28 protein-coding genes are annotated in these 26,691 nt (G+C 68.0%); 21 read left to right on the top strand and 7 right to left on the bottom strand.

Annotated elements, in window-relative coordinates; genetic code table 11:
• The first annotated feature begins 2 nt into the window (after positions 1-2).
• A complete protein-coding gene (locus AB8P05_RS07750; RefSeq protein ID WP_472757529.1) occupies positions 3-902 on the top strand; it encodes an ImuA family protein in 900 nt (299 codons plus the stop codon).
• Between the two features lie 7 nt (positions 903-909).
• Here AB8P05_RS07750 and AB8P05_RS07745 read toward each other — a convergent pair whose 3' ends face one another.
• Positions 910-1,092 carry a hypothetical protein gene (locus AB8P05_RS07745; RefSeq protein WP_472757528.1) on the bottom strand — a complete coding sequence of 61 codons (183 nt, stop codon included), beginning with the start codon at positions 1,090-1,092 and terminating at the stop codon, positions 910-912.
• A gap of 431 nt (positions 1,093-1,523) precedes the next feature.
• Here AB8P05_RS07745 and AB8P05_RS07740 point away from each other — a divergent pair, with 431 nt between their 5' ends.
• Positions 1,524-2,174, top strand: coding sequence for a DTW domain-containing protein (locus tag AB8P05_RS07740; RefSeq protein ID WP_472757527.1), 651 nt, complete (start codon positions 1,524-1,526; stop codon positions 2,172-2,174).
• Positions 2,175-2,510: 336 nt separating this feature from the next.
• Entirely contained in the window at positions 2,511-3,089 is a 579-nt protein-coding gene (locus tag AB8P05_RS07735) for a tyrosine phosphatase family protein (RefSeq protein ID WP_472757526.1), read from the top strand.
• Positions 3,090-3,126: 37 nt separating this feature from the next.
• On the opposite strand, the gene AB8P05_RS07730 is transcribed toward AB8P05_RS07735, so the two are convergent.
• Positions 3,127-3,318 (bottom strand): hypothetical protein, encoded by a 192-nt coding sequence (locus AB8P05_RS07730; RefSeq protein ID WP_472757525.1) that lies wholly within the window; start codon positions 3,316-3,318, stop codon positions 3,127-3,129.
• A 112-nt stretch (positions 3,319-3,430) separates the two neighbouring features.
• Entirely contained in the window at positions 3,431-5,935 is a 2,505-nt protein-coding gene (locus tag AB8P05_RS07725; protein ID WP_472757524.1) for a methyl-accepting chemotaxis protein, read from the bottom strand.
• Between the two features lie 275 nt (positions 5,936-6,210).
• Between AB8P05_RS07725 and AB8P05_RS07720 the strand changes: the two genes are divergently transcribed.
• The 6 genes from AB8P05_RS07720 (at position 6,211) to upp (ending at position 11,867) form a co-directional block, all read left to right on the top strand.
• Positions 6,211-8,091, top strand: coding sequence for an ABCB family ABC transporter ATP-binding protein/permease (locus AB8P05_RS07720; RefSeq protein ID WP_472757523.1), 1,881 nt, complete (start codon positions 6,211-6,213; stop codon positions 8,089-8,091).
• A gap of 21 nt (positions 8,092-8,112) precedes the next feature.
• A complete protein-coding gene (locus AB8P05_RS07715; RefSeq protein WP_472757522.1) occupies positions 8,113-8,676 on the top strand; it encodes a biliverdin-producing heme oxygenase in 564 nt (187 codons plus the stop codon).
• A gap of 73 nt (positions 8,677-8,749) precedes the next feature.
• Positions 8,750-9,475, top strand: coding sequence for an orotidine-5'-phosphate decarboxylase (gene pyrF, locus AB8P05_RS07710; RefSeq protein ID WP_472757521.1), 726 nt, complete (start codon positions 8,750-8,752; stop codon positions 9,473-9,475).
• Positions 9,472-10,116, top strand: a complete 645-nt coding sequence (locus AB8P05_RS07705) for a phosphoribosylanthranilate isomerase (protein ID WP_455172635.1) — start codon at positions 9,472-9,474, stop codon at positions 10,114-10,116. Before pyrF ends, AB8P05_RS07705 begins: the two co-directional genes overlap by 4 nt.
• Positions 10,117-10,211: 95 nt before the next feature.
• A complete protein-coding gene (locus AB8P05_RS07700; RefSeq protein ID WP_472757520.1) occupies positions 10,212-11,120 on the top strand; it encodes a diguanylate cyclase in 909 nt (302 codons plus the stop codon).
• Positions 11,121-11,216: 96 nt separating this feature from the next.
• Entirely contained in the window at positions 11,217-11,867 is a 651-nt protein-coding gene (gene upp, locus AB8P05_RS07695; protein ID WP_455172633.1) for a uracil phosphoribosyltransferase, read from the top strand.
• Between the two features lie 88 nt (positions 11,868-11,955).
• Here the strand turns inward: upp and AB8P05_RS07690 are convergent, their stop codons facing one another.
• Positions 11,956-13,002 carry a phytanoyl-CoA dioxygenase family protein gene (locus AB8P05_RS07690; protein WP_472757519.1) on the bottom strand — a complete coding sequence of 349 codons (1,047 nt, stop codon included), beginning with the start codon at positions 13,000-13,002 and terminating at the stop codon, positions 11,956-11,958.
• A gap of 472 nt (positions 13,003-13,474) precedes the next feature.
• Between AB8P05_RS07690 and hemA the strand changes: the two genes are divergently transcribed.
• From hemA to AB8P05_RS07665, 5 genes are all read left to right on the top strand, one after another.
• Positions 13,475-14,689, top strand: a complete 1,215-nt coding sequence (hemA, locus tag AB8P05_RS07685; protein WP_455172631.1) for a 5-aminolevulinate synthase — start codon at positions 13,475-13,477, stop codon at positions 14,687-14,689.
• Positions 14,690-14,868: 179 nt separating this feature from the next.
• Entirely contained in the window at positions 14,869-15,414 is a 546-nt protein-coding gene (locus AB8P05_RS07680; protein ID WP_472757518.1) for a hypothetical protein, read from the top strand.
• A gap of 125 nt (positions 15,415-15,539) precedes the next feature.
• Positions 15,540-16,316 (top strand): response regulator, encoded by a 777-nt coding sequence (locus AB8P05_RS07675; RefSeq protein WP_455172629.1) that lies wholly within the window; start codon positions 15,540-15,542, stop codon positions 16,314-16,316.
• 118 nt (positions 16,317-16,434) lie between these two features.
• A complete protein-coding gene (locus tag AB8P05_RS07670; RefSeq protein WP_455172628.1) occupies positions 16,435-17,319 on the top strand; it encodes an ABC transporter permease in 885 nt (294 codons plus the stop codon).
• A 25-nt stretch (positions 17,320-17,344) separates the two neighbouring features.
• Positions 17,345-18,160 (top strand): ABC transporter permease, encoded by an 816-nt coding sequence (locus AB8P05_RS07665; protein ID WP_472757517.1) that lies wholly within the window; start codon positions 17,345-17,347, stop codon positions 18,158-18,160.
• A 3-nt stretch (positions 18,161-18,163) separates the two neighbouring features.
• Here AB8P05_RS07665 and AB8P05_RS07660 read toward each other — a convergent pair whose 3' ends face one another.
• Positions 18,164-18,409 (bottom strand): hypothetical protein, encoded by a 246-nt coding sequence (locus tag AB8P05_RS07660; RefSeq protein WP_455172626.1) that lies wholly within the window; start codon positions 18,407-18,409, stop codon positions 18,164-18,166.
• Positions 18,410-18,587: 178 nt separating this feature from the next.
• Between AB8P05_RS07660 and AB8P05_RS07655 the strand changes: the two genes are divergently transcribed.
• Together AB8P05_RS07655 and AB8P05_RS07650 are read left to right on the top strand one after the other, a co-directional pair.
• Positions 18,588-19,010: an acyl-CoA thioesterase gene (locus AB8P05_RS07655; protein ID WP_455172625.1), complete on the top strand. Its 423-nt coding sequence runs from the start codon at positions 18,588-18,590 to the stop codon at positions 19,008-19,010.
• A 36-nt stretch (positions 19,011-19,046) separates the two neighbouring features.
• Positions 19,047-20,378 carry a class I SAM-dependent RNA methyltransferase gene (locus AB8P05_RS07650; RefSeq protein WP_472757516.1) on the top strand — a complete coding sequence of 444 codons (1,332 nt, stop codon included), beginning with the start codon at positions 19,047-19,049 and terminating at the stop codon, positions 20,376-20,378.
• Between the two features lie 131 nt (positions 20,379-20,509).
• Here AB8P05_RS07650 and AB8P05_RS07645 read toward each other — a convergent pair whose 3' ends face one another.
• Both AB8P05_RS07645 and AB8P05_RS07640 read right to left on the bottom strand, forming a co-directional pair.
• The gene (locus AB8P05_RS07645) at positions 20,510-21,721 is read right to left on the bottom strand and encodes a class I SAM-dependent rRNA methyltransferase (protein ID WP_472757515.1); all 1,212 of its coding nucleotides are present in this window, start codon (positions 21,719-21,721) and stop codon (positions 20,510-20,512) included.
• Between the two features lie 67 nt (positions 21,722-21,788).
• A complete protein-coding gene (locus tag AB8P05_RS07640) occupies positions 21,789-22,340 on the bottom strand; it encodes a hypothetical protein (RefSeq protein WP_472757514.1) in 552 nt (183 codons plus the stop codon).
• Between the two features lie 246 nt (positions 22,341-22,586).
• Between AB8P05_RS07640 and ccoN the strand changes: the two genes are divergently transcribed.
• From ccoN to AB8P05_RS07615, 5 genes are all read left to right on the top strand, one after another.
• Positions 22,587-24,083, top strand: coding sequence for a cytochrome-c oxidase, cbb3-type subunit I (gene ccoN, locus AB8P05_RS07635; RefSeq protein ID WP_455172621.1), 1,497 nt, complete (start codon positions 22,587-22,589; stop codon positions 24,081-24,083).
• Between the two features lie 21 nt (positions 24,084-24,104).
• Positions 24,105-24,845 (top strand): cytochrome-c oxidase, cbb3-type subunit II, encoded by a 741-nt coding sequence (gene ccoO, locus AB8P05_RS07630; RefSeq protein ID WP_455172620.1) that lies wholly within the window; start codon positions 24,105-24,107, stop codon positions 24,843-24,845.
• 15 nt (positions 24,846-24,860) lie between these two features.
• Positions 24,861-25,022, top strand: a complete 162-nt coding sequence (locus AB8P05_RS07625) for a cbb3-type cytochrome c oxidase subunit 3 (protein WP_012972963.1) — start codon at positions 24,861-24,863, stop codon at positions 25,020-25,022.
• 3 nt (positions 25,023-25,025) lie between these two features.
• Positions 25,026-25,916, top strand: a complete 891-nt coding sequence (gene ccoP / locus AB8P05_RS07620) for a cytochrome-c oxidase, cbb3-type subunit III (protein WP_455172619.1) — start codon at positions 25,026-25,028, stop codon at positions 25,914-25,916.
• 231 nt (positions 25,917-26,147) lie between these two features.
• Positions 26,148-26,678 carry a FixH family protein gene (locus tag AB8P05_RS07615; protein ID WP_472757513.1) on the top strand — a complete coding sequence of 177 codons (531 nt, stop codon included), beginning with the start codon at positions 26,148-26,150 and terminating at the stop codon, positions 26,676-26,678.
• Positions 26,679-26,691 lie beyond the last annotated feature (13 nt).

The following is a 26,691-nucleotide window of genomic DNA, read 5'->3' as shown; positions in this document are numbered from 1 at the left end:
TCATGTCCAGCCTGCCATCCCCTTCCATGCCCGCGGACCCTGCGCCGCGCGACCGTGCCGGCGTGCTGGCCGACCTGCGCGCGCGCATTCGGCGGATCGAAGGGGCGGGCGGGGAGGGAGGGCGGATGCTGCCCTTCGGGGTGGAGGCGATCGACGCGCATCTGCCCGACGGCGGCCTGCCGCTGGGCTGCCTGCATGCGGTGGCGGCGGAGGATCCGGGGGCGGGCACCGGCTTCGCCGCCACGCTGCTGGGCCGGCTGGCGACGCCGAAGGCGCCGGCATTGTGGATCCTGCGCGGGCGCGACCTCTATGCGCCGGGGCTGGCGGCCTATGGGCTGACGCCGGACCGGCTGGTGGCGGTGCGGGCGGTGCGGGCGGTCGATGCGCTGTGGGCGATGGAGGAGGCGCTGCGCTGCTCCGCCCTGTCGGCGGTGCTGGGGGAGCTGGAGGGGCTGGACCTCACCGCCAGCCGGCGGCTGCAGCTGGCCGCCGAATCGTCGGGGGTAACCGGCTTCCTGCTGGACCTGGGCGCAGGCGTGCCGGGCCGCAGGAATGCGCATCGGCCGGAGGGGCTCAGCGCCGCGGTGACCCGCTGGCGGCTGGATGCGGCACCCAGCCGGGATGAGGAGGAGGATGCGGCTCCACGCCCGGCCGGAGGGCTGCCGGGATTGGGGGCGCCGTGCTGGTCCGTCGCGCTGGAACGCTGCCGCGGCGGCCGTCCGGGCCGCTGGACCCTCGTCCGTGAGGAGGATGGCCTCCGCGAAGAGGAGGGTTGGCGCGCCGCTGGGAAACCCGACGCCGGAGATCTCAAGGCCGGCAGTCCGTGGCAGATGTCCGACACCCGACAGTCAGGCCGGGAAAGCCGCTTGTCGGATCACCGCCCGGCTGCGGCCGGCCGGTGAGTGCCGGTCAGTAGTTGGTCGCCCAGTCGGGTTCGCGGCGGGCGGCCTGCTCCGAGTCGTCCGGCTCGGTCATCCAGCGGGGATCGTCGGCGTCCAGCGGCGCGTAGAGCGGCAGCTGGCGGGCGAATTCCGCGCTGTCGGCATCGCGGCGCTGCTTCAGCAGGCGGTCGGCAAGGTGGGCGGGCAGCATGGCAGGTCTCCTTCTGAGCGCCGGATGGCACCGCGGATCAGCCTGACAAGGCCGGTCCTGGCCCACCCGTCGTCCTGTTTGCCTGGATGATAGCTACGCAAGTTCCAGGCCAGCTGTTAAGCGCGTCACACGAGTTCCATGACACACGACTAAGTCTCTACAAACGGTTTATACGAAGCCACTTTGAACCCACATGAACCGGTATGACACGGGATATGGTCGGGGGGATCTGTCGTACATGCCGTGGCGGCGCCCCCCGTTCGGCCGGCAGCCGCCGCTCAGCGAGTGAGATGTGTTCCCTTCCGCGCCGTTCCAACCCATATTCGCGGCCAATCCCCTTCAAGGAATGCGTACCTCCCATGCACAGCGCCCCCGCACCCGAGTCTTGCCCGACCTGCCTAAAACCTAATCACCTGTGCATTTGCGAGGCAGTGCAGCCGATCGACAACGGCGTGTTCCTGCTGATCCTGCAGCACCCGCAGGAGAAGCGGGAGAATCTCGGCACCGCCCAGATCGCCCATCTGCAGTTCGCCAATTCGATGGTGAAGGTCGGGCTGAGCTGGCCGGGGCTGAAGCGCATCCTGGGGCGGGAGGTCGATCCCAAGCGCTGGGGCGTCCTGTATCTCGGCCCGGTGAAGGAGGGCGGCGCCCCGCGGGCCGAGGTGGCGGTGGTCGACAAGAACGGCCAGCCGCTGCGCGACAGCGCCGAGATCCTGGAGGATCTGGAGGGCGTCATCGTCCTGGACGGCACCTGGAGCCAGGCCAAGACCCTGTGGTGGCGCAATGCCTGGCTGCTGAAATGCCGCCGCATCGTGCTGAACCCGCAGTTCCGCTCGCTCTATGGGCAGGCGCGCAAGGAGCCGCGGCGCGACAGCGTCTCCACCCTGGAGGCCGGCGCCTTCCTGCTGTCGCGGCTGGAGGGTGATCAGGCGATCCTGGACACCGCGCTGAAGCCCTTCTCGCTGCTGCTGAAGAAGCTGCGCCAGCCCCGCCCGCGCCCGGCGCAGCCCCCGCGCGACGATGCCGGCGGCACCGCGGATGGCGGCGAGGCGGATGGAAGCGACGGGGGCGGGGAGGGCTGATCTCCTTCGGCGCATCTCCTTCGATCGATTGCACCGGTGCAACGAACCGGCACCTGGGCTGTTGATGATGGATGAGAGGGCCGGGACCTGCCCGGCCGCGACATCCATCAGACCGAAGGAAGGAGACGCACCATGCGAGGCATCCTGCTGTGGCTGGTCGGCATTCCGATCCCGATCATCATCCTGCTGTACCTGTTCAACGTGCTCTGAGCGAAGCCGTCGGGGCCAAGGCCCGCATACGAACGGTTGCCGGGTTGACGGGGGCGCGGCGCGGGGTGCCAAATGCGGCCCCCGGCCCCGCGTTTCCCCCTTCATCCGCAATCGAACGAGAGAATGATGGCCAGCGATTTCGTTCCCTTCGGCCTGACCGTCTGCGGTCTCAGCGAGCTGTGCAATTTCGGCGGCGGCAAGGTCAGCCATGTGCTGTCCATCCTCGACCCCGAAATGACGGAGCCGAGCGACTTCGGCGATTACGGCGAGCATGAGCGGCTGGAGCTGCGCTTCCACGACATCATCGAGCCGACCCGCGGCCAGATCGCGCCCGAACGCTCCGACGTGGAGCGCATCCTGGCCTTCGGCCGCGACCTTCTGGCCGAACCGGTGGACTGCCGCCATCTGCTGGTCCACTGCCATGCCGGCGTGTCGCGTTCCACCGCCGCCCTGACCATGATCCTGGCCCAGGCCCAGCCCGACCGCCCGGCCGTCGATGCCGTCGCCGCCGTGGTCGCCATCCGCGCCCAGACCTGGCCCAACCTGCGCATGATCGAATTCGCCGACGACATCCTCGGCCGCCGGGGCGAACTGGTCGCCGCCGTCCGCCGGCGCCATTTCACACTGGGCAAGCAGCGCCCCGAACTGGTCCAGTTCATGATCGACAACGGCCGCATCCGCGAAGTCGAGGATTTGATCGACTGAGACGCGTAAGGCCGACCGCCTGCTACTCCACCTCCCCTCACCGCAACGGCGAGGTCACCACGTCCACCGAGGTTTCGGCCACCGTGCCGGCGATGTCCACGGCGGTGCCGGCGAGGCTCGCGGCACCGCTGGCCACGCCGGTGACGGCGCCGCAGCCGGCCAGCGGACCGCTGAGCAGCAACAGGGCGGCGAGGGGGAGAAGGCGGTGCCTGATGGGGCGGCGGGACATGGAGTCCTCCAGGGACGAGAGCGCAAAAGAAATCGGCGGGAATTGCAGCACGCAATTCCCACCGATTCGTTAATTCAGGCTTTTAGCGCAAAGGCCGGCGGACCCTCTCCGCTCAGAACTCCTTCCAGTCGTCGTCGTCGCTGACGCTGTGCTTCAGCACCGGGACCGCGGTCGCGGTGCCGCGCGCCGGGGCGTCGGTGCGGGCCGCTGGCCTGGATGCGGGCTGGCCGCCGCCGGTGCCGCGGGCGGCGGGCTTCGCCGCCGGCTTGGCGGCGCCCCGCGTCGGGGCCGGGGAGCGGCGGGTGGTCGTGGTGGCCGGGGCGGCGTAGGTGCCGGTCATGGCATGGGGGGCCACAGCATAGCCGGAACCGACGGCCTGATCGAACTTGAAGAAGCCGACCAGCGCCTTCAGGTCGCCGGCCTGACCGCTCATCGCCTGGGCGGCGGCGGTGGTCTCCTCCACCAGGGCGGCGTTCTTCTGGGTCATCTCGTCCATGTTGGCGACGGTCGAGTTGATCTCGTCCAGCGCCGTCGCCTGCTCGGCCGAGGCCGAGGCCATCTCGGCGATCAGGGTCGCCACCTGCTGCACGCCCGACACGATGCCCTGCAGCGCGTCGCCGGCCTTGCTGACCAGATCGACGCCGTCCTTCACCTGGGCATCGCTGTCCAGGATCAGGCCCTTGATCTCCTTCGACGCCTGGGCGGAACGCTGGGCCAGCTGCCGCACCTCCTGCGCCACCACGGCGAAGCCGCGGCCGGCGTCGCCGGCACGGGCCGCCTCCACCGCCGCGTTCAGCGCCAGCAGGTTGGTCTGGAAGGCGATCTCGTCGATCACGCCGATGATGTCGGTGATCTTGCGGCTGGATTCCTCGATCCGGCGCATCGCCTCGATGGCGGAGCCGGCGACGCCGCCGCCCGACTCGGCGGAGCTGCGGGCCTGGGTGGCCATCACGTTGGCGCGCTGGGCGTTGTCGGCGTTGGAGCGCACGGTCGCCCCCAGCTCCTCCATGCTGGCCGCGGTCTCCTCCAGCGAGGAGGCCTGCTGCTCGGTGCGGTCGGCGAGGTCGGAGGAGCCGAGCGACACCTCGGCGGCGGCGGCGGCGATGGTCTCGGCCGCCTGGGTGATCTGGCCGACGATCTCGGCAAGCCGGGTGGAGGTGGCGTTGACGTCGGTCTTCACCCGCTCGAAGGCACCCTGGTAGTCGCGGGTGACGCGGCGGTTCAGGTCGCCCTGGGCCAGCGCGCTCAGCACCTCGCCCAGGTCGGCGATGACCGCCTCCACCGTGTCGGTCAGGCGGTTGATGCCCTCCGACATGGTCTTGTAGAAGCCGTCCTTGCCGGCCAGATCGATGCGGCGTTCCAGGTCGCCCTTCGACACGGCGTCGATCAGGCCGGCGATCTCCTCGCCGATGGCCTGCTCGCGGGCGCGCTGGGCCTCGGCGGCGCGGCGCTCGGCCTCCAGCCGCTCGCGCTCGGCCTCGTCCATCCGCTTCTTCTCGACGGCGTTCTCCTTGAACACCAGGACCGCCTTGGCCATGCGGCCGATCTCGTCGCGGTTCTCCAGGGCAGGCACGTCGACGGCGAGGTTGCCGGCTGCCAGCTCGGTCATCGTGCCGGTCATCTGCACCACCGGGCGCACGATCGAGCGGGCGGTGACCAGGGCGATCAGGATGCCGAGGGCGAAGGCGCCCACCGCCATGCCGATCAGCAGGGTGGTGGTGCGCTCCATGTCGGTCTGCGCGCCGGTCAGCACCGCCTTGCGGGCGTCGGTCTGCGAGGCGATGGTCTTCTCCACCAGCTCGCCGAACTCATCCGCCTCCTTCACCATGGTGACGAAGGCCAGCGTCTGGGCGTCGCCGACGGCGGTGACGACGCGCTTGAAGCTGTCCAGATACCGGTTCGCGGTCTGCACCGCATCCTCCGCGGCGCGCTTTTGCGCCGGGTCGGTCAGGCGGGCGGCCAGAGCGGTGGCGGTCTTGATGAACACCTCCATGCGCGTGCGCACCTCCTCCTCGGCCTTCGCCGTCGGATCGGTCAGGAAGCGCTGGGCGCTGAGGCGGGCGAGGATCAGCGATTCCTGCGCCTGGCCGGCATAGGCGGACGACTCGAAGTCGCCGGAAGCGATTCCGGTGGCCATCACCTGGCTCAACCCCTCGCGCGCCTTGACGCCCAGCGGCACCAGCTCGTCCGACACCAGCCGGTCGCGCTGCTCGCGCAGCTTCACCAGCTGGGTGAAGTTGGCGCTGTAGCTGTCGACCTTCTGCGACATGCGGGCGATGAGGGCGCGGCGCCCCTCGTCCAGCGTGGCCTCGCGGGCGGTCCGCAGCATCTCCGACAGGGTCTTCTGCTGCGCCTGGATCGGCGCGACCAGGGCGTGGTTGCCGGAGAAGGAGTAGTTGACCGCGTTGCGTCGCATGTTCGCGACCAGGCTGTCGATGTCCGAAATCCTGATGGAGTTGTCGGAGATCGACGCATAGCGGGTGAAACCCTCCTCCACCGTCGACAGCGACCGGATGCCCAGTGCGGCCACCAGGGTGAGAAGGGCGAGAATCAGAAGGAAACCCACCTGGATGCGGGTTCCCACCTTGAATCGGCCGGCGAAGCTGGCGTTCTGCATGGTCAAATGCCTTGGTCTGCGGTGCGGATCGAACGCGATACGCCCGGCAGGGTAGTGGAAGATGGTTTCCAGTCCGTTGCCATGGCATCAGGAAATGCATCGAAAGCGCCCCAGGGCCGCGCCAAAAACGTGCCAAAGCGGTGACACGCCCCTTTGACGCCGCCGCCGGGATCCCTAGGTTAGGTCGCCTGACCCCAATCCTACGCGACGGCTCTTCGGAACGGCGCCATCTCCGGCACACTTTCCCGAACAGTCCCCGAGACCTGAACAGACCGATGCGCCGCAGCCTTCCGCCAAGCTCCCCGGCCGGTTCCGACACCGGCGCCTTCTCCCGTCCCTCCGGCGATCTGCGCGCGGCGATCCGTTCGCTGGCCCCCTATATCTGGCCGCGCGATTCCGTGGAAACCCGGGTGCGGGTGGTCTTGGCGATGCTCCTGCTGGTGGGGGCGAAGGTCGCCAACGTCTATGTGCCGATCTTCTACAAGCATGCGGTGGACGCGCTGACGCCGGCCGGAGGGGCGGCGCCGGGGGCGAATGCGATCGTCGCCATCCCCCTGGGACTGATCGTCGCATACGGTCTTGCCCGCGTGACCTCGCTGGTCTTCGCCGAGCTGCGCGACGCCGTTTTCGCCACGGTGGCGCAGCGCACCATCCGCAAGGTGGCGCTGTCGGTGTTCCGGCACCTGCACGCTCTGTCGCTGCGCTTCCACCTGGAACGCCAGACCGGCGGCCTGACCCGCTCGCTGGAGCGCGGCACCCGGGCCATCGAGTCGCTGCTGCGCTACACCCTGTTCTCCATCGTGCCGACGCTGGTGGAGATCGCCCTGGTCTGCGCCATCCTGTGGAAGCTGTTCAGCGTCTGGTTCGCGCTGGCCACCTTCGTCACGGTGATGGGCTACATCCTCTACACCTTCTTCGTGTCGGAATGGCGCATCAAGTTCCGCCGCCTGATGAACGACACCGACAGCAAGGCCAACACCAAGGCGATCGACAGCCTGCTGAACTACGAGACGGTCAAGTATTTCGGCAACGAGGAGCATGAGGCCCGCCGCTACGACGGCGCGCTGCAGAGCTACGAGAAGGCGGCGGTGCGCAGCCAGCAGAGCCTGTCGCTGCTGAATGTCGGCCAGTCGGCGATCATCTCGCTGGGGCTGGCGGTGGTGATGGGCATGGCCGCCAAGGGCATCGTCGACGGCAGCATGTCGCTGGGCGACTTCGTGCTGGTGAACACCTATCTGCTGCAGCTCTACCAGCCGCTGAACTTCTTCGGCGTCGTCTATCGCGAGATCAAGCAGTCGCTGATCGACATTGAATCGATGGTGACCCTGCTGGCGGTCGACCGCGAGGTGGCCGACGGGCCCCATGCCAAGCCGCTGGAGATCGGCGGGGCGGAGCTGCGCTTCGAGAATGTGGAGTTCGGATACGATCCGCGCCGGGCGATCCTGAAGGATGTCAGCTTCACCGTGCCGGCGGGCAAGACGGTCGCCATCGTCGGCCCGTCGGGGGCCGGCAAATCCACCATCAGCCGGCTGCTGTTCCGCTTCTACGATGTCAACGGCGGCCGGGTGATGATCGACGGGCAGGACCTCCGCGACGTCACCCAGGCATCGCTGCGGGCCTCCATCGGCATCGTCCCGCAGGACACCGTGCTCTTCAACGACACCGTCTTCTACAACATCGCCTATGGCCGTCCCGGCGCCAGCCCGGCGGAGGTGGAGCGGGCGGCCCGGCTGGCCCACATCCACGACTTCATCATGGCGCTGCCCGACGGCTACCAGACCACGGTGGGCGAACGCGGGCTGAAGCTGTCCGGCGGCGAGAAGCAGCGCGTCGCCATCGCCCGCACCATCCTGAAGGATCCGGCGATCCTGCTGTTCGACGAGGCGACCAGCGCGCTCGACACCCACACGGAACGGGAAATCCAGGCCAACCTGCGCGAGGTCAGCCGCGGCCGCACCACGCTGGTGATCGCCCACCGGCTGTCCACCGTCATCGACGCCGACGAGATCCTGGTGCTGGAGGCCGGCCGGGTGATCGAGCGCGGCCACCACACCGACCTGCTGGCTGCCCGCGGCGCCTATGCCGCCTTGTGGGCGCGGCAGCAGGAGGCCAGCCAGGGCCCGACGCCGCTGCCCGGCGTGCTGGCGCCGACCTGACCGGAACGGGGGACGATACCTATGGGACCGGCAAGGCAGGCGCTGCGCGCCGCGACGCGGGAAAGCCACGACCGGCTGGACAAGGCGGCGGTGCTGCAGCCTCTGGTCCGCCCGGACATCACGGCCGGCCAATATGCCCGCGCGCTGGCCGTGCTCTACGGCTTCAACGCGCCGGTGGAGCGGGCGCTGGGGGAGGACACGGCGCGGCTGGAGTTGCTGCGCGAGGACCTGCGGGTGCTCGGCGCCGATCCGGACGCGCTGCCGGAGATGATGGGGCTGCCGCCGCTGGACAGCGCACCGGCCCGGCTGGCGGCGCGCTACGTGCTGGACGGCTCCGCCCATGGCGGGCGGGCCATGCTGCCGGGAATCACCCGGGCGCTGGGGTATGACGCCCGGCGCGGTGCGCGCTTCCTGGCGTCGGACGGGCTGGACATGGCGGGGGCCTGGAAGGCTCTGATGCTGCGGCTGGAAGAGGAACTCGCCGATCCCGCGGCGCTGGCCGCCGCCTGCGACACCGCCGCCGGCCTGTTCGCGGCGCTGGAGCGGTGGACGGCGGAGCAGCGGATAGGGGAGCAGAGGGGTTGAAACTGGCGCGCTGCGGCATCCCTTGCTAGGGTGCCGGACCATTCGCATTCGGGTTTCTGGAGACCGCCTGCCCATGACCGCGCCAGCCTCGCGCATCTATTGCTCCGTCGACACCACCGAGATCGACGCCGCCCGCCGCATCGCCGGGCAGGTGGCCGGGGCCGTCGGCGGCATCAAGCTGGGGCTGGAGTTCTTCATCGCCCAGGGGCCGGCCGGCGTCCGTGCCGTGGTGGGAGAGGATGGCCCGCCCCTGTTCCTCGACCTGAAGCTGCACGACATCCCCAACACGGTGGCGGGCGGCGTGCGCGCGGCGCTGCCGCTGAAGCCGGCCTTCATGACCATCCACAGCTCCGGCGGGCTGGCGATGATGCGGGCGGCGGCGGAGACCGCGGCCAGCGCCGGGGCCGACCGGCCGAAGATCCTGGCCGTTACCGTGCTGACCAGCCTGGACGAGGGCGACCTCGGCGCCGTCGGGCAGTCGGTGCCGGTGGCGGAGCAGGTGGTGCGGCTGGCGAAGCTGGCCAAGGCGTCCGGGGTGGACGGCGTCGTCTGCTCCCCGGCCGAGGTGGCGCTGGTCCGCGCGGCCTGCGGACCCGACTTCATTCTGATGGTGCCCGGCATCCGCCCGGCCTGGGCCGCCACCAACGACCAGAAGCGCATCATGACCCCGGCGGAGGCGCTGGCCGCCGGCGCCGACCATCTGGTCATCGGCCGTCCGATCACCGCCGATCCCGACCCGGCCGCCGCCGCCCGCCGCATCGTGGCGGAGATCGAGGCCAACCCAGGAGGGGATGCATGACCGTCGCCGCCAAGATCTGTGGCCTGACCGAGCCCGAGAGCCTGCGCGCCGCCGTCGCCGGCGGGGCGCGCTATGTCGGCTTCGTCTTCTATCCGCGCAGCCCGCGCGCCATCGCCCCGCCGATGGCGGCGGAGCTGGCGCGGCTGCTGCCGACCGGGGTGCGCTCGGTCGGGCTGTTCGTCGATCCCGACGACGAGTTCCTGGAGCATGTGACTGGGCAGGTCCCGCTCGACCTGATCCAGCTGCACGGTTCCGAGACGCCGCGCCGCATCGCCGAGATCAAGGCCCGCTATGCCCTGCCGGTGATGAAGGCGATCAGGATCGGCGGGCCGGAAGATCTGGCCGCGGCGCTGGAGGCGGCGGAGGTGTCCGACCGGCTGCTGTTCGACGCCAAGCCGCCGGCCAAGGTGTCGGCGCTGCCCGGAGGCAACGGCATCGCCTTCGACTGGACCATCCTGGCCGGCCGCAGCTGGCCGCGCCCCTGGATGCTGTCGGGCGGCCTGACGGCGGAGAATGTGGCGGAGGCGGTGCGCGTCACCGGCGCCGCCGAGGTCGACGTGTCGTCGGGCGTGGAGGACCGCCCCGGCCACAAGGACCCGGCGCTGGTCCGCGCGTTCCTGTCGGCGGTCGCCGGGCTTTAGCGTCGATTTTGCCCGAAAGCGGCCTGTTTTAGACGAATGCTTCGGCTTATCTTGATCGCATGGCGGGACCCTGCGCCGTCGGGTAGGATGCGCCCATGAGCGATTCGACCACTCCGTCCACAACCGAGGCGCTCGGCGCCGTGCTCGACGAGCATCTGCGCTGGATCGGCCAGTGGCAGCGCGCCGTTTTCTACCGTGAGGGCCGTGGCGGGGAGCGGTCGTCGGCCCCGGCCTCCTTCCAGGCCTGGTGCCAGGCGGCGAGTCGCGACGACCTGCTGCAGCAGCCGGCGGTGCAGAAGCTGGCGAACCTGCACGAGCAGATGCACCGGCAGGCCCGGCTGATCCTGCTGAAGGCATCCGGCGGCGAGCTGCCGACCGAGGCCGAGTATGAAGGGGTGATCGGCCGCTTCGAGGAGTTCATGCTGCATCTGCGGCGGATGGAGCGCGCCTTCGCCGCCGCCGCCTCCGGCCTGGACCCGCTGACCGGCCTGCGCACACGCCGCGGCATGAGCGAGGCGCTGGAGCGCGAGCACAACCGCTACCGCCGCACCGGCCAGCCCTTCTGCGTCGCGCTGTGCGACATCGACAAGTTCAAGGGCATCAACGACAGCTATGGCCACGACATCGGCGACCGGGTGCTGGCCGCCACCGCCGCCGTCATCAGCCGCGGCGTCCGCAGCTTCGACGAGGCCTTCCGCATGGGCGGGGAGGAGTTCCTGGTCTGCCTGAAGGAAACCGGGCTGGACGAGGGCTATGCGGTGATCGAGCGGCTGCGCGTCGACCTGATGCGCTCGCCGGTCATGCTGCCCGACGGCCGGCTGATCCCCGTCACCGCGTCCTTCGGGCTGGTGGAGGCGGTGGCCGACCTGACCGTGGACGATCTGGTGGTCTGCGCCGACCGCGCGCTCTATCAGGCCAAGAATTCCGGCCGCAACCGGGTGATCCGCTACGGCATCGACCGGCCGGAGCAGAAGGCCGTTCCGGTGAAGGCCGGGCGGGGGTAGCTGGCCTGCGACACCTTGCCGGTCAGCCCCTTGGCCCCGGCACCCTTGGCGCGGTAGGATCAGGCCAACCTTATTGTCAGCCGCGATCCGGATTCCATGCGCACCCAGCCCGAATTTCCCAACCTGTTCGTTCTCGACCATCCGCTGATCCAGCACAAGCTGACCCATATGCGGAACAAGGAGCGGTCGACCGGCGGGTTCCGCACCCTGCTGCGCGAGATCTCGCTGCTGATGGGGTACGAACTGACGCGCGACATCCCGCTGACCACCGAGCGGATCGAGACGCCGCTGCAGCCGATGGACGCGCCGGTGATCCTGGGCAAGAAGCTGGCCGTGGTGCCGGTGCTGCGCGCCGGTCTCGGCATGTCGGCCGGCCTGCTGGAACTGGTGCCGTCGGCGCGCGAGGGGCATATCGGCCTCTACCGCGACCATGACACCAAGCAGCCGCACGAATATCTGGTGAAGCTGCCGCCGGCCGAAGGGCGGCTGTTCATTGTCGTCGATCCGATGCTGGCGACCGGCAACTCCGCCGCCCATGCCTGCGACGTGCTGAACCGCCACGGCGTGGACGACCACAACATCCGCTTCATGGCGCTGGTCGCCGCACCCGAAGGCGTGCGCCGCTTCCACCAGACGCACCCGGACGTGAAGGTCTTCACCGCCGCTCTCGACAGCCATCTGGACGAGAACGCCTACATCGTCCCCGGCCTGGGCGATGCCGGCGACCGCATGTTCGGCACCAAGTGACGCCGTAGAAAACTCGCGAACGCGGGGCCTGCGCCGGAAGGTCGTTGTACCCGGCCGGCGGCTCCGTCGATGCCGTTGCTAGCCCGTCCTACAGCCAAGCCGGCGTCCACGGGAAATCGGATGGGAACATCGTGAGGTAATGCACGAGCCGCGGCCGGTCGGCATGGTTCGGCGTCGGACCGTGCGCCAGGGCGTGGTGCCACAGGATGAGGTCGCCCGCCCGCCCGGGAATGGGCGTCAGCGTCAGGTGCCGTTCGGCATGCTTGCGCGGCGACGTGTCCGGCGGCAGCGAGTCCATCCAGGCGTCGAGCGTGCGGTGCATGCCCGGCACCACGCCGAACGCCCCCTGATCCGCGGCGGTGTCGGTCAGGTAGATCAGACCCTGGATGCCCAGCGGGATTGGGCGGACGAGGCTGACGTCCCAATGGATACCCGGGCCGGGAAAGCCGCAGCGGGGCGTGACCGGCGGGTTGAAGCCGACGCGGTCGGTGCTCACCCACAGGTCGGCACTTCCCCAGAGCTGGGCGAGCGCCTTGTGGATGCGCCGCGACCGCCGGTTGGCGTCGAGCGCCGGATGGCGGTACAATTGGATGAACACGCATTGCTGCAGGTCCGTCCACTCCTCCCACGAGGCGGGATCGTCCGGCGATTTGCCCAGTTCGTCCCAAACCGCCTGCGCGGTCGCCTGGCAGGCTTCCCGGCTGATCGAGTCGCGCAGGATGACCCAGCCGTGCTCCTCCCAATGGGCGAGGTCGTCGGCATCCAGGACCGGGGGCATGGCGTCGATTTCCTCGGTCAAGGCGCGTGCGCCGGCCGGAGGCGATTGACCGGTCAGCGCAGCGTTGATGCGTTCCACCACCGCGCGGTCGATGGACCCGCCGTTGCGTTGGAGGATCCAATCCTCGAAGGACGCGAAGCTGGGCCGGACGACGCCCAGATGGCGATACAACTCTTCCAGGCCGATCTGCAGGCCGCTGGTCAGCACATGGGTGGCCCGCCACTCGCGCGTCGCCTCGTCGCCGGTCGGCCTTGAGTCGTAGAACTGGCGCCACCAGATGCGCTTGAGGCCGACCACCCCGAGCGCCCCCACCTCGGTAAAGTCGGGGATGGTGGAGATGCTTTGAGTCTGCGCCATGTCCCAGGTCCCGTTGGGGGTGAGGTTTCGGATGGAAGCACCACCTTTTGCCGCAATGACACCATTTTCGCAACCTGGACATAAATCCGCGGGATGGTTTTCTCTTCGGGGGCGTGCCGCCATGCGCCCCGCCCGGCCCTGACCGGCGGGCGAAAGTGGACATCCGCACGTATTCCCGGAGGACATCCATGGTTATTCGGGAAGTCGAGCCGATATCTTCGCTGCGGAGTTCAAGTCGCGGCGGTCCGGATCGGCCGCCGACGGGAAGCCGACATGCGGCATCCGCAGGACATGGTAGCCCGCCACTTATGCGAAGGTCCCATGCGGTGGCGGCTTGATTTCGATCAATGCCGGGTGGAATGCCGGAAAGGATCATGCCATCCTCTTCGACGCGCCGGACGAATGGCTTAGCTCCTATGTCCAAGCCCGGTGCAGCCGATCCTTAGTGGATGAACGCGAACGGGAACGCGCGATGGATTACGAAACTTTCTTCCGCAACCAGATTGCGACGCTGAAGCAGGACGGCCGCTACCGCGTGTTCGCCAATCTGGAACGCCATGCGGGCAACTTCCCGACGGCCACCTTCCGCGATTCCAACGGGCGCGAGCGTCCGGTGACTGTCTGGTGCTCCAACGACTATCTCGGCATGGGCCAGCACCCCAGCGTGCTGAAGGCGATGCACGACGCGCTGGATCAGGTGGGCGCCGGCGCCGGCGGCACGCGCAACATCTCCGGCACCAACATCTACCATGTGCTGCTGGAGCGCGAACTGGCCGACCTGCACCACAAGGAAGCGGCGCTGCTCTTCACCTCTGGCTATGTGTCGAACGACGCGACGCTGACCACGCTGGGCAAGATCCTGCCCAACTGCGTGATCCTGTCGGACGCGCTGAACCACAACTCGATGATCACCGGCATCCGCAACTCGGGCGCCGAGAAGCACATCTTCCGCCACAACGACCCCAAGCACCTGGACGAGCTGCTGTCGGGCATCGCTCCCGGCCGGCCGAAGGTGGTGGCGTTCGAAAGCGTCTATTCGATGGACGGCGACATCGCCCCCATCCATGACCTGTGCGACGTGGCTGACAAGCACGGCGCCATGACCTACCTGGACGAGGTGCACGCCGTCGGCATGTACGGCGCCCGCGGCGCCGGCGTGGCCGAGCGCGACGGCGCCATGGACCGGCTGACGATCGTCGAGGGCACGCTGGGCAAGGCCTTCGGCGTGCAGGGCGGCTACATCACCGGCTCCAGCGCGCTGATCGACTGCATCCGCAGCTTCGCCGCCGGCTTCATCTTCTCCACCTCGCTGTCGCCGGTGCTGGCGGCGGGTGCGCTCGCCTCCATCCGCCACCTGAAGAACAGCGGGACTGAGCGGGCGAAGCACCAGGAACGCGCCGCCACCCTGAAGCGGATGTTCACCGATGCCGGCCTGCCGGTGATGCCGTCGGTCAGCCACATCGTTCCGCTGATGGTCGGCGACGCCCACCGCTGCAAGCGCGCCTCGGACGAGTTGCTTGAGCGGCACAACATCTACGTCCAGCCCATCAATTATCCGACCGTCCCGCGCGGGACGGAGCGGCTGCGCTTCACCCCGACCCCGCTGCACACCGACGCGCAGATGGGCATGCTGGTGGACGCGCTGCTGGACGTGTGGAGCCGGCTGGATCTGCGGCTCGCCGCCTGAGGCGAAGCCCTCCGGCAAAGACCCCTTTGGCGGTAAGGACGTTTTGTCCTCTGGACATATGGATCGGTCATCCCTAACTTGGGGATAGTGTTGCGACCGGTTCGCAGTTTCTTCGCTGCGGACCGGCTGCTGTCCTGTCGTCCATCCGTCTTTCCGGGGCATCGCCCAGGGGGTTCGCCATGTATCGTGACAACTCGCTGATGCCGAAGGAGGCCGTGCGCCTCGTCGTCCTGGGCACGCTGATCCAGGGCGGGCCGCTGCGCTATGCCGATCTGGCCGGCGCGGTTCGCCATTTCCTCGACCGCATCATGGGGCCGTCGCTGGACCTGATGGGCACCTCGCTGGAGATGCTGCGCTACGAGGGGCTGATCGAGGCGCTGGACGGCAGCGGCATGGAGGACAACGCCCTGCTGGGTCCGACCCCGGCCGGCCGGGCGGAGTTCGAGACGCTGATGCGCGCCAATGTCCGCGCGCCGTCGGCCGACGGGCTGAACAAGCTGGTCATCGCGCTGAAGCTGCGCTTCCTCCATCTGCTGGATGTCGAGTCGCAGCGCGACCAGATCGACAATCTCGTGGCGCTCTGCGAGACCGAACTGGCCCGGCTGGGCGACCTGAAGCGGGCGGATGTCGGCGGCGAGGGGCATTTCGCCTCCTGGCTGGACCTGGACATTGCCCAGGCCGAGGACCGGCTGGCCTGGTTCCAGGGGCTGCTGGCGCGGCTCTGAGCTTGCCATAGCAGAAATTCATTAATGGCGGCGCGCTCTTGGACATTGGGGCGCGCCGCGTCTGTTTCGGCGCGGGGATTTGGTGTACCTTCGGGTTACCCCTTTCTCCAGCTGGAAACCGCTCCATGGCCTCGTACCTGTCGACCGACGATCTCGAAGACCGCCTGCGCATGGAGTTCGTCGACGACGCGCGCGACCGTCTGGAGATGATGAACGCGACGCTGGCCGACCGTGTGAAGGGCCTGCGCACGGATGCCGAAACCATCGGCGTGCTGCGGCTGGCGGCCAACAATTTCCGGGGCATGGGCACCAGCTTCGGCTATCCCACCGTCAGCCTCGTCGCCCACCGTCTGGAGGATTACCTCAGCGGCCTGAAGCGGCTGGACGAGAAGCAGCTGGTCGACATCCAGATCTTCGTCGACCGCATCGCCGAACTGGTCGACCGCGCCGAGCAGCCGCTGCTGGCCGAGACCAACCAGATTATCCGCGCCCTGCCGGTGCGCTACGAGTTCCAGGTCACCGACGTCGAGGTCCGCAACGTCGAGATCATGCTGGTCACCCCGTCGAAGGTCGTCGCCAAGAAGCTGGGGTCTGAACTGGCGGCCTGCGGTTTCCGCACCATGACGGTGACCGACCCCATCGAGTCGATCAGCCTTGCCGTCCGCGTGCCCCCGGACATGGTCATCGCCTCGATGGTGATGGACGGGTTGTCCGGCCTCGACCTGATCCGCGGCCTGCGCGCCATGAGCGTGACCCACCATGTGCCGATGGCGCTGCTGACTTCGCTGAACCTCGACCACCCGTCGCTGAAGGAGATTCCGCACGGTGTCTCCGTCATCCGCGTCGGCGAGCATTTCGGCGACGACTTCGCCGCCGTGGTGGCCAAGCACAATCTCGGCTGAACGGACAACCGATCGGCCACCCCTCATCTGAACGTCATCGTCATATAGCCGCGCTTGCGCCGGCGGGAATCCCCATGATAGGCGTCGGACCGGTCCAACAGGCTGGAGCAGCGCCCGAATGACGGAGGTTCTTCGCCGGTACGGCCCGGTTCTGACCGGGGTGATCCTGCTGGCGGTGGCGCTGTGGCTGGCGCTGCTGGTGGTGTTGCCGCAGCTGATGATGATCGGCTTCTCCTTCCGGCCGTCGCTGCCCCCGTCCAAGCTCGGCGGGCCGGAGGACGTGTTCACGGTCAGGAACTACCTGACCCTGTGGACCAACCAGATCCATCTGGCGATCTTCCTGAAGACGATCTGGGCCAGCGCCCTGGTCACGCTGACCACGCTGGCCGTCTGCTATCCGGTCGCCTTTTATCTGGCGCAGGTGGCGCCGAAGCGGCGGCTGCCGCTGCTGATCCTGATGCTGGTCGTGCCCTTCTGGATCAACGAGCTGCTGCGCACCTTCTCCTGGTACATCATCCTGGCCTTCAACGGGCCGCTGAACGCGATCCTGCTGGGGCTCGGCATCATCGACGAGCCGCGGCGCTTCCTGGGCGGCGACGGCGGGGTGATCGTCGGCATGGTGTATGTCTACATCCTGTTCATGGTCTTCCCGCTCTACAACGCCATCGAATCTCTGGATCGCAACCAGATCGAGGCGGCGCGGGATTTGGGCGCCGGCTGGCTGCGCATCCACCGCCGCATCGTCCTGCCGCATGCCAAGCCGGGCATCGCCGTCGGCTGCATCATGACCTTCATGCTGGCGGCCGGCAGCTATGCCGTGCCGGCCCTGCTGGGCGGGCCGAACAGCCGCTGGTTCACCGAGATCATCTACAACTGGTTCTTCGAAGGCGGGAACTGGAACCAGGGGGCGGCCTATGCCTTCATCCTGCTGGTGCTGTGCATCGGCTTCATCCTCGGCGCGATGCGGCTGTTCCGCGTCGGGCTGGCCGATATAGCGAAGTGAGCCCGCAGCCCATGGGATCGCCGACATGACCGCCGCCCGCCTCCGCCGCCTGCTGACCGGCGCCTATCTGGTGCTGTTCTTCGCCTATCTGTTCCTGCCGCTGGGCATCATGGCGGCGGCGACCTTCAACAGCAGCCGCTTTCCCACCGTGACGCCCTGGATGGGCTTCACGCTGAACTGGTTCCAGGCGCTGTGGGACGACCAGCGCATGTGGGCGGCGCTGGGCACCAGCCTGATGGTGGGGGCGGGGGTGATCGCGCTGGCCATGCCGCTGGGACTGGCGGCGGCCTTGCTGCTCGACCGGCTGCACAGCCGGGCCAAGACCTTCCTCTACGCGCTGATGGTGTCGCCGCTGCTGACGCCGGGGGTGATCGTCGGCATCTCCACCCTGGTGTTCTGGCGGGAATGGTTCGGGGTCAGCGGCGGGCTGTTCCTGACCGTGGTGGCGCAATCCAGCTTCATCGCCGCCTATGCCATGCTGCTGTTCTCGGCAAGGCTGGAGCGGTTCGACCCGGCGCTGGAGGAGGCCGCACTCGACCTCGGCGCCACGCATGGGCAGGTGTTCCGGCGCATCACGCTGCCGTACCTGATGCCGGCGATCCTGTCGGCTTCCCTGCTGGCCTTCCTGCAGAGCTTCGAGAACTACAACACCACGCTGTTCGTGCGCGGGCTGGACACCACCCTGACCGTCTATATCGCGACCAAGGTGCGGACCGGCCTGACCCCGGCGGTCAACGCGCTGTCGCTGGTGCTGATCGCGCTGACCATCCTGGGGGCCGTCGTGTACGAGATCCTGCGCCGGCGCGAGGCGCGCCGGCAGGCAGGGTCCGTAACCGCCTGAGGCTCAGTCTTCGTCCGACTCGTCGGCGTCCGCCTCGATCTGGGCGGCGAGGTCGCGCAGCATGTCGATCACGTCTTCGTGGCTGGTCTCGTCCACGGCGGCGTTCACCGCGGCCTCGATCATGGCGACGGCGATGTAGGGGCCGAGCGGGCCACCTTCCTTGATCGCCTCATCCAGATGCTTTTCGGCGATCGACAGCGCCTTTTCGAACAGCGCCTCGGCCGTCTGGTTGGTGGTGTCCTTGCTCATCGTCCGGTCCGTTGCGGAGGGTTGGTCCGACTCCAATAACACGCCCAATCGGCGGTTGGCGCGGGAATTCGCGGGGTCCGCCGCAAATAGCGGCCGCAAACGGGCGGCCGGGCTTGCGCCACCCCCGACCATACGCCACAGTCCGGAAGCGGATTGACCTATACGGCAAGGGAACAGCATGACCGGCACGCCCGACCTGACCAGCCCCGACAGCTATCGCTTCTGGTGGGAGGAGCGCGTGCGCTTCAACGACCTGGACGCGCTGGGCCATGTCAACAACAACGCCATCGGCGTCTATTTCGAACAGGCGCGCATCGCCCTGCTGCACGGGGCCGGCGGCTTCCGCGAGGACGATCCCTGGACCGTCGTGCTGGCCCGCAGCCTGATCGAATACAAGGCGGAACTTCTGTATCCCAATACGGTGCGGATCGGCGCGCGGACCCTGCGGCTGGGCACCAGCTCCATCACGCTGGGCTGCGGCATCTTCCTGGGCGACCGCTGCATTGCGACTCAGGAGACGGTTGCGGTGATCGTCGACAAGGCGGCCCATCGCCCGACCCCCATTCCGGAACCGTTGCGCGCCAAGCTGCTGGAGGCGTAAAGGGGGCGCTGTAGCCCCGCAGCACCGGAACCCGACATGACGCGACCAGCCAAGCGCCCCTTCGCCAAGGGACGCCAGCCCGCCCGCCAGACCTTCCATGCTCCGGCCGAAACGCGGGAGCTGGAGGTGACCATCACCGATGTCGGCGCCCGCGGCGACGGGGTGGCCTTCGCCGACGGCTTGCGCCTGTTCGTACCCTACACGGTGGCCGGCGACCGTGCGCGCGTACGCATGGCCGACAGCGACGGCAAGGGGGAAGGCGTACGGGCGGAACTTCTTGAAGTCCTTGAAGCCGGCCCTGGTCGCCAGACGCCGCCCTGCCGCCATTTCGGCCGTTGCGGCGGCTGTACGCTTCAGCAGATGGACGATGCGACGTACGCCGCCTGGACCATCGGGATGGTGCGCGGGGCGCTGGAACGGGTCGGGTTGGGCGAGGTGCCGCTGGAGCCGTTGGCGCGTACGCCTGCTGGTGCCCGCCGCCGTGCCCGCTTCGCGGCGCTGAAGCGCGGCAAGCGCGTCTGGTTCGGCTTCAACGAGCGGCAGAGCCACCGGCTGGTCGATCTGGAGGAATGCCCGGTTCTGGCGCCCCGCCTGTTCGCCCTGGTGGAGCCCCTGCGCAGCCTGCTGGCGAATCTGCTGCCGGACGGCGGCGACGCCGACATGGTTCTGACCGATCTGGAGGGCGGGGCCGATCTGCTGCTGGTCGGGCCGCGCAGCCTCGACCGTGCCGCCCGTGAAGCCCTGGTCGCTTTCGAGCCGGAGCGCATCGCCCGCATCGCCTGGCAGCCCGCCGACCGCGCTGCCCCGGAGCCGGTGGCGAACCGCCGTCCGGCCTTCATTCGTTTCGCAGGCGTTCCGATCCAGCCGCCGCCCGGCGCCTTCCTGCAGGCCAGTGCCGAGGGCGAGGCCGCCCTGGTCGCGGCGGTGCGGGAGGGGGTGGGGCAGGCCGCCCGCATCGCCGACCTGTTCGCGGGCATCGGCACCTTTTCCATTCCGCTTGCGCAACAAGCCGCGGTTCATGCGGTGGAAGGCGACGAGCCGGCGGTGGCGGCGCTCGGCCGCTCGGTGCAGGGGCTGCGGCTGACGGTGGAGCGGCGCGACCTGTTCGAGAACCCGCTGAGCGCCAAGGAACTCAATCGTTACGATGCCGTGGTGTTCGACCCGCCGCGCGCCGGCGCCGCGGCCCAGGCGGCGGTGCTGGCGGGAAGCAAAGTTCCGCGGGTGGTGGGGGTATCCTGCAATCCGTCGAGCTTCGCCCGCGATGCGCGGCTGCTGGTGGATGGCGGCTATCGTCTGGTGAAGGTCTGGCCGGTCGACCAGTTCCTGTGGTCGGCGCATGTGGAGGTGGTGGGGGTGTTCGAGCGGTGAGGAAGTTGGACCCCCACCTATCCTCCCCGCTGGGCGGGGAGGGACTGCCGCCGCGCTCCCACCTAAGCACTTGTCCCCTCCCCGCCCAGCGGGGGAGGGTTAGGGTGGGGGCAATCGAAGCCTGAACGCTCTCAATCCAGCTGCAGCACGATGGCCTTGAGATAGGCCGACTCCGGCAGGTGCGGGTGGACCGGGTGGTCCGGACCGGCACCGGCGCTGCGCAGGATGCGGCCGGTGCGGCCGGCGTCGTGCAGGCCGCGGGCGACCTGCTCCGCGAAGGTCGGCGGGTCGACATTGTGGCTGCACGACCCGCAGAGCAGATAGCCGCCGGGCGCCGTGATCTTCGCGGCCAGACGCGCCATCTTGCGGTAGGCGCGGCAGCCGACCGCCAGATCCTTCTTCGACTTTACGAAGGCCGGCGGGTCCGCCACCACCACCTGGAAGGTCTCGCCGGCGGCGCTCAGCCGCTCCATCTCCTGGAAGGCGTCGGCCTTGCGCGCCTCGAACCGGTCGGCGACGCCGTTGGCCTCGGCGGCGCGGGTGGCGTTCTCCAGGGCCAGGGCGGAGCGGTCGACCGCGATGGCCTGGGTGGCGCCGGCCACCGCGCACTGGATGCCGAAGCCGCCATTGTAGCTGTAGAAGTCGATGGCGCGCCCGCCCTTGGCGAGCGAGGCGATGAAGGCGCGGTTGTCGCGCTGGTCGTAGAACCAGCCGGTCTTCTGGCCGTCCAGCGGATTGGCGAAGAAGGTGACGCCATTCTCCTCCAGCCGGATCGGGCCGTCGATCTCGCCCTTCGCCAGCCGGGTCTCCTCCACCAGACCTTCCAGCGCGCGCTGGCTGCCGTCGTTGCGCAGGATGACCGCGCGCGGCGCCATCACCTCGTCGATGGCCGCCAGGATCTCGTCGATCCGGCGGTCCATGAAGACGGAGTTGGCCTGGACCGTCACCACGTCGTCGAAACGGTCGACGATCAGGCCGGGCAGCCCGTCGGCCTCGGCATGGACCACGCGGTAGAAGGGGCGGGAGAACAGCCGGTCGCGCAGCTCGACCGCACGGCGCAGACGGCCGGCGATGAAGTCCTGGTCCACCACGGTCGCCGGATCGCTCGACAGCAGCCGCGCGGCGATCAGCGTGTGCGGATTGAAGGTGTAGATGCCCAGCGGCGTCCCGCCGGGGTCCAGAAGCCGCACCGGGCTGCCGGGCGGCACCGCCTTGGCGATGGTGTCCATCTGGACTTCGTTGGAATAGACCCAGGGATGCCCCTGCATGACGCGCCGCTGGCGGCCGGCCTGCAGATGGATCGGCGGGTACTTCTTGACGGGTTTGGTGCCGGTGTCGCTCATGGGGCCGCATCCTAACGGCAAATCGCCGCCGCGCAACGGATCCCTGGAGACGGACCCCTGAAGTCGCCTACTCCACCCCGCGCAGACCGTCCGCCATGGCGGGGGCGTTGTCGTTGACGACGGCCAGATCCTTGCAAAAGCGGATCGTCTCCTGCCGGTGGCCTTCGGTGCGGAAGCAGTCGGGGATCGGGCTGCGCCGGGAGTCCAGCGGGATGTAGCGGTCCGACAGGGTGGTGTGGATGGCGGCGCAGCCGAGCCGCCGGGCCAGCGCCTCCATCGCCCGCAGCAGGGTCTCGGCGATGCCGGCCACGTCGAACAGGTCCAGCACCACGAAGTTGTCGACGCTCAGCACCCGGCCATGGCGCAGATGCGGCTCCACCACGTAGGAAAACAGGCCGTGCATATAGCCCTGGGCGTTCTGCAGGGTGATGATGCCGGCCTCCGCGGGCAGGCCGGAGCCTCCCGCGCCACCACCACCCTTGGCTGCGCTTCCCAGCACCGCTGCGGCAAATGCGCGCCATTGATCGACCCCCAGACCCGGCGCGATTGCGCAGACCAGCGGGTAAGCCTGGTCGATCTGGCGCCGACCAAGGGGTTTTGCGATGAAACCTTCGTCCATTTCAGCCCGGCCGATTGCAAGGACACTGAACGATGGCAGGGCGGGGCCGCCAGGGTCGTTGACGTAGATCAATGTTGCTGAACCCCCCCATACACATAGTGGGGGCCATTGGAGACAGGCGCGCCCGGCGTCCCTCTTGGCATTCCCGAGTGCAACCTGTCCCGCTCCTTAACAGTACGTACCCAGTGGTGGTGCAACCCAGACGGCGCGGCCTCACGGCCGCCCGGGGCAAACGGGAGAGATTGTATGACATCAGCGACTCTGACTTCAGGGGCCACCCTGGGCAGCCAGCGGGTGTCGGAAGACGTGCGTTACCATGAGGACGCCATCCGACTCTTCGTGATCGCTGCAGTGTTCTGGGGCGTGGTCGGTTTCCTGGCCGGCACCTTCATCGCTCTGCAGCTGGCCTTCCCGGCGCTGAATCTCGGGTTGGAGTGGACGAGCTTCGGGCGCCTGCGCCCCGTCCACACCTCGGCCGTGATCTTCGCGTTCGGCGGCAATGTGCTGTTCGCCACCTCGCTTTATTCGGTTCAACGGACTTGCCGTCAGCATCTCTTCGGGGGCGAAGGGCTGGCGAAGTTCGTCTTCTGGAACTACAACGTCTTCATCGTGCTCGCGGCGCTGAGCTATGTCCTGGGCTACACCCAGGGCAAGGAATACGCCGAGCCCGAGTGGATCCTCGACCTGTACCTGACGGTCGTCTGGGTGCTCTATGCGGTCCAGTTCATCGGCACCGTGATGACGCGGCGCGAGTCGCACATCTATGTGGCGAACTGGTTCTTCATGGCGTTCATCCTGACCGTCGCCATCCTGCACATCGGCAACAACGTCAACATGCCGGTGTCGCTGTTCGGCATGAAGTCCTACAGCTTCGTGTCGGGCGTGCAGAGCGCGATGGTGCAGTGGTGGTACGGCCACAACGCGGTCGGCTTCTTCCTGACCGCCGGCTTCCTGGGCATCATGTATTACTTCGTGCCCAAGCGCGCCGAGCGGCCGGTCTATTCCTACCGCCTGTCGATCGTCCACTTCTGGACCCTGATCTTCCTCTACATCTGGGCCGGCCCGCACCACCTGCACTACACCTCCCTGCCGGACTGGGCGCAGACGCTGGGCATGACCTTCTCCGTCATGCTGTGGATGCCGTCCTGGGGCGGCATGATCAACGGCATCATGACCCTGTCGGGCGCCTGGGATAAGCTGCGCACCGACCCGGTCCTGCGCTTCCTGGTCACCTCGGTCGCCTTCTACGGCATGTCGACCTTCGAAGGCCCGCTGATGTCGGTGAAGCCGGTCAACGCCCTGTCGCACTACACCGACTGGACCGTCGGCCACGTGCACTCCGGCGCTCTCGGCTGGGTCGCCTTCATCTCCTTCGGCGCGATCTACTACCTGGTGCCGGTTCTGTGGAAGCGTTCGCAGCTCTACAGCCTGCGTCTGGTCAGCTACCACTTCTGGACCGCCACCATCGGCATCGTGCTCTACATCACCGCCATGTGGGTGTCGGGCATCATGCAGGGCCTGATGTGGCGCGCCTACGACAACCTGGGCTTCCTGCAGTACTCCTTCGTGGAGACCGTCGCGGCGATGCACCCGTTCTACGTGATCCGCGCGATGGGCGGCGTCCTGTTCGTCATCGGCGCTCTCATCATGGTCTACAACCTGTGGCGCACGGCGAAGGGCGATGTCCGCATCGAGAAGCCCTATGTCACCACCCCGCACAAGGCGGCGGTCGGCGCGGCCTGACGCTAGGGAAGGATGCGAGAAATGGCTCAGGAAAAAAAGGGCTTCAGCCACGACCTGATCGAGCGGAACACGCTTCTTCTGATCGTGCTCGTGCTGATCACCGTGTCGATCGGCGGTCTGGTCCAGATCGTCCCGCTCTTCACCATCGAATCGACCATCGAGAAGGTGGAGGGGGTCCGTCCCTACTCCCCGCTCGAACTGGCCGGGCAGAACATCTACTACCGTGAAGGCTGCTACAACTGCCACAGCCAGCAGATCCGTCCGTTCCGTGACGAGGTCGAGCGCTATGGCCACTACTCGCTGGCCGCGGAGTCGATGTACGACCATCCGTTCCAGTGGGGCTCCAAGCGTACGGGTCCGGACCTGGCCCGCGTCGGCGGCAAATACTCCAACGACTGGCAGGTCGCCCATCTGGTGAACCCGCGCGCGGTCGTGCCGGAGTCCATCATGCCGGGCTATGCCTGGATGAAGGACCGTCCGCTGAGCTACGGCGACATCGCCGATCATCTGAAGGCTCTGAGGGTCGTCGGCGTTCCCTACACCGACGAGCAGATCGCCAACGCCAAGGCCGACCTGGAAGCGCAGAAGAACCCGGACGGCGACACCGCCGGCCTGGCCAAGCGCTATCCGAAGGCCGTGGTCGCGAACTTCACCGGCAACAAGACCGTCACCGAAATGGACGCTCTCGTCGCCTACCTGCAGGTGCTGGGCACCATGGTGGACTTCACCAAGTACCAGTCGCCGAAGCAGCTGCAGCAGTAATCGGGGGAGGAATCCATGGACTTGGATTCGATCACGGTGATGCTTCGGTCCTTCTGGACGGTGTGGTTGATGCTGCTGCTGACGGGCATCCTGGTTTACGCCATGTGGCCCGGTAACCGCCGCACCTTCGACGACGCCGCCCAGATCCCGCTCAAGGATGATGGTCAGGAGCTTTAGACCATGGCACAGAATTACAAGGACGAGCTGTCCGGCGTCGAGACCACCGGCCACGAGTGGGATGGACTGCGCGAACTGAACAACCCGCTGCCCAAGTGGTGGCTGTACCTCTTCTACGTCTGCATCGCCTGGTCGCTGGTGTACTACGTGTTCTACCCGGCCTGGCCGCTGGGCAAGACCTACACGAAGGGCATCCTCGGCTATTCGCAGCGTGAGGAACTCGACACCAGGATGGCGGAGGCGAAGGCCGGCCAGGCCAAGTTCCTGACCGCCATCGCCGCCAAGTCGGTCGACGAAATCCAGAAGGACAAGGACCTGCTGGGCTTCGCCATGGCCGGCGGCCGTTCCTACTTCAACGAGAACTGCGCCGCCTGCCACGGCGCCGGCGGCCAGGGTGCCAAGGGCTTCCCGACGCTGGCCGACGACGTGTGGCTGTGGGGCGGCTCCTCGGCCGACATCTACAAGACCATCCAGCACGGCATCCGCTCGGATGACGGCGAAACCCGCGGCACGCCGGGCACCGGCATGACCGCCTTCGGCAAGGACGGCATCCTGAACCGCGACCAGATCGATCAGGTCACGGACTATGTGCTGTCGCTGAACGGCAAGCCTGCCGATGCGGGCAAGGTCGCCAAGGGCAAGACCGTCTATGACGAGAACTGCGCCGCCTGCCACGGCGACGCGGCCCAGGGTTCGGTCGCCGCCGGTCTCGACGGCGTCGGCGCTCCCCCGCTGAAGCAGGCCAACTGGCTGTATGGCGGCGACAAGGCCACGCTGATGGACACGGTGACCAACGGCCGCGCCGGCATGATGCCGGCCTGGTCCAAGCGCCTGGACGACGCGACGATCAAGTCGCTGGCGGTCTACGTCCACAACCTGGGCGGCGGCAAGTAAGCCGATCCCGACCCGGGGACAAGTTCGGAACCGGCCGGAAGGGCGTCGGGGAGTTCGCTCCCCGGCGCCCTTTTCCTATGGGAAACGGCTTGCCGGCTGGCGGTTCCGTGAACTTCCTGTCATTTGATCCAGCGCAATGTACCTGCGGCAATCGGTCGCCATAGTGCCCCGACCGGCCATTGGGATTTGCCGATCAGAAGCCGCCGACCAGTCGAAGGGCAGCCAGCGACCATGACCATCAGCACGACCACCGGAAACCGCCCCACCGCTCCGAAGCGTGTCAAGCAGCCGCGCCAGAAGGGATGGTACATCCCCTGGATTTTCGTCGGCCTCTTCATGATCGTCCTGTCGGTGAACGCGATCATGGTCCATTTCGCCGTGTCGAGCTGGACCGGGGTGCAGACCGAGAACCACTTCATCAAGGGCATCAGCTACAACAGGGATCTCGCCGGCGCCCGCGCCCAGGCCGAGCGCGGCTGGCAGGTGCAGGCGGAATTCACCAGCACCGAGCCGCGCAAGGCCGTGATCGCCATCACCGCCCGCGACAAGGAAGGCCGCATCCTGAAGGACGCCGAGGTCGCGGTGACGATGATTCGCCCGACCACCGTCGGCCACGACAAGTCGCTGACCCTGCCCTATCTGGGCGAGGGCCGTTATGGCGCCCCGGTGGAGCTGGACCTGGAAGGGCAGTGGGACATGCGCTTCGTCATCAACCACTCCACCGGCGACTATCAGGACCAGAAGCGCGTCTGGGTGCAGTGAGCTTTGAAAGGGC

It is taken from the genome of Azospirillum sp. VT-I1 (genome assembly GCF_055698305.1).
The sequence above is the reverse complement of the archived record's forward strand: the minus strand, read 5'-3'. Positions and strand labels throughout refer to the sequence as shown.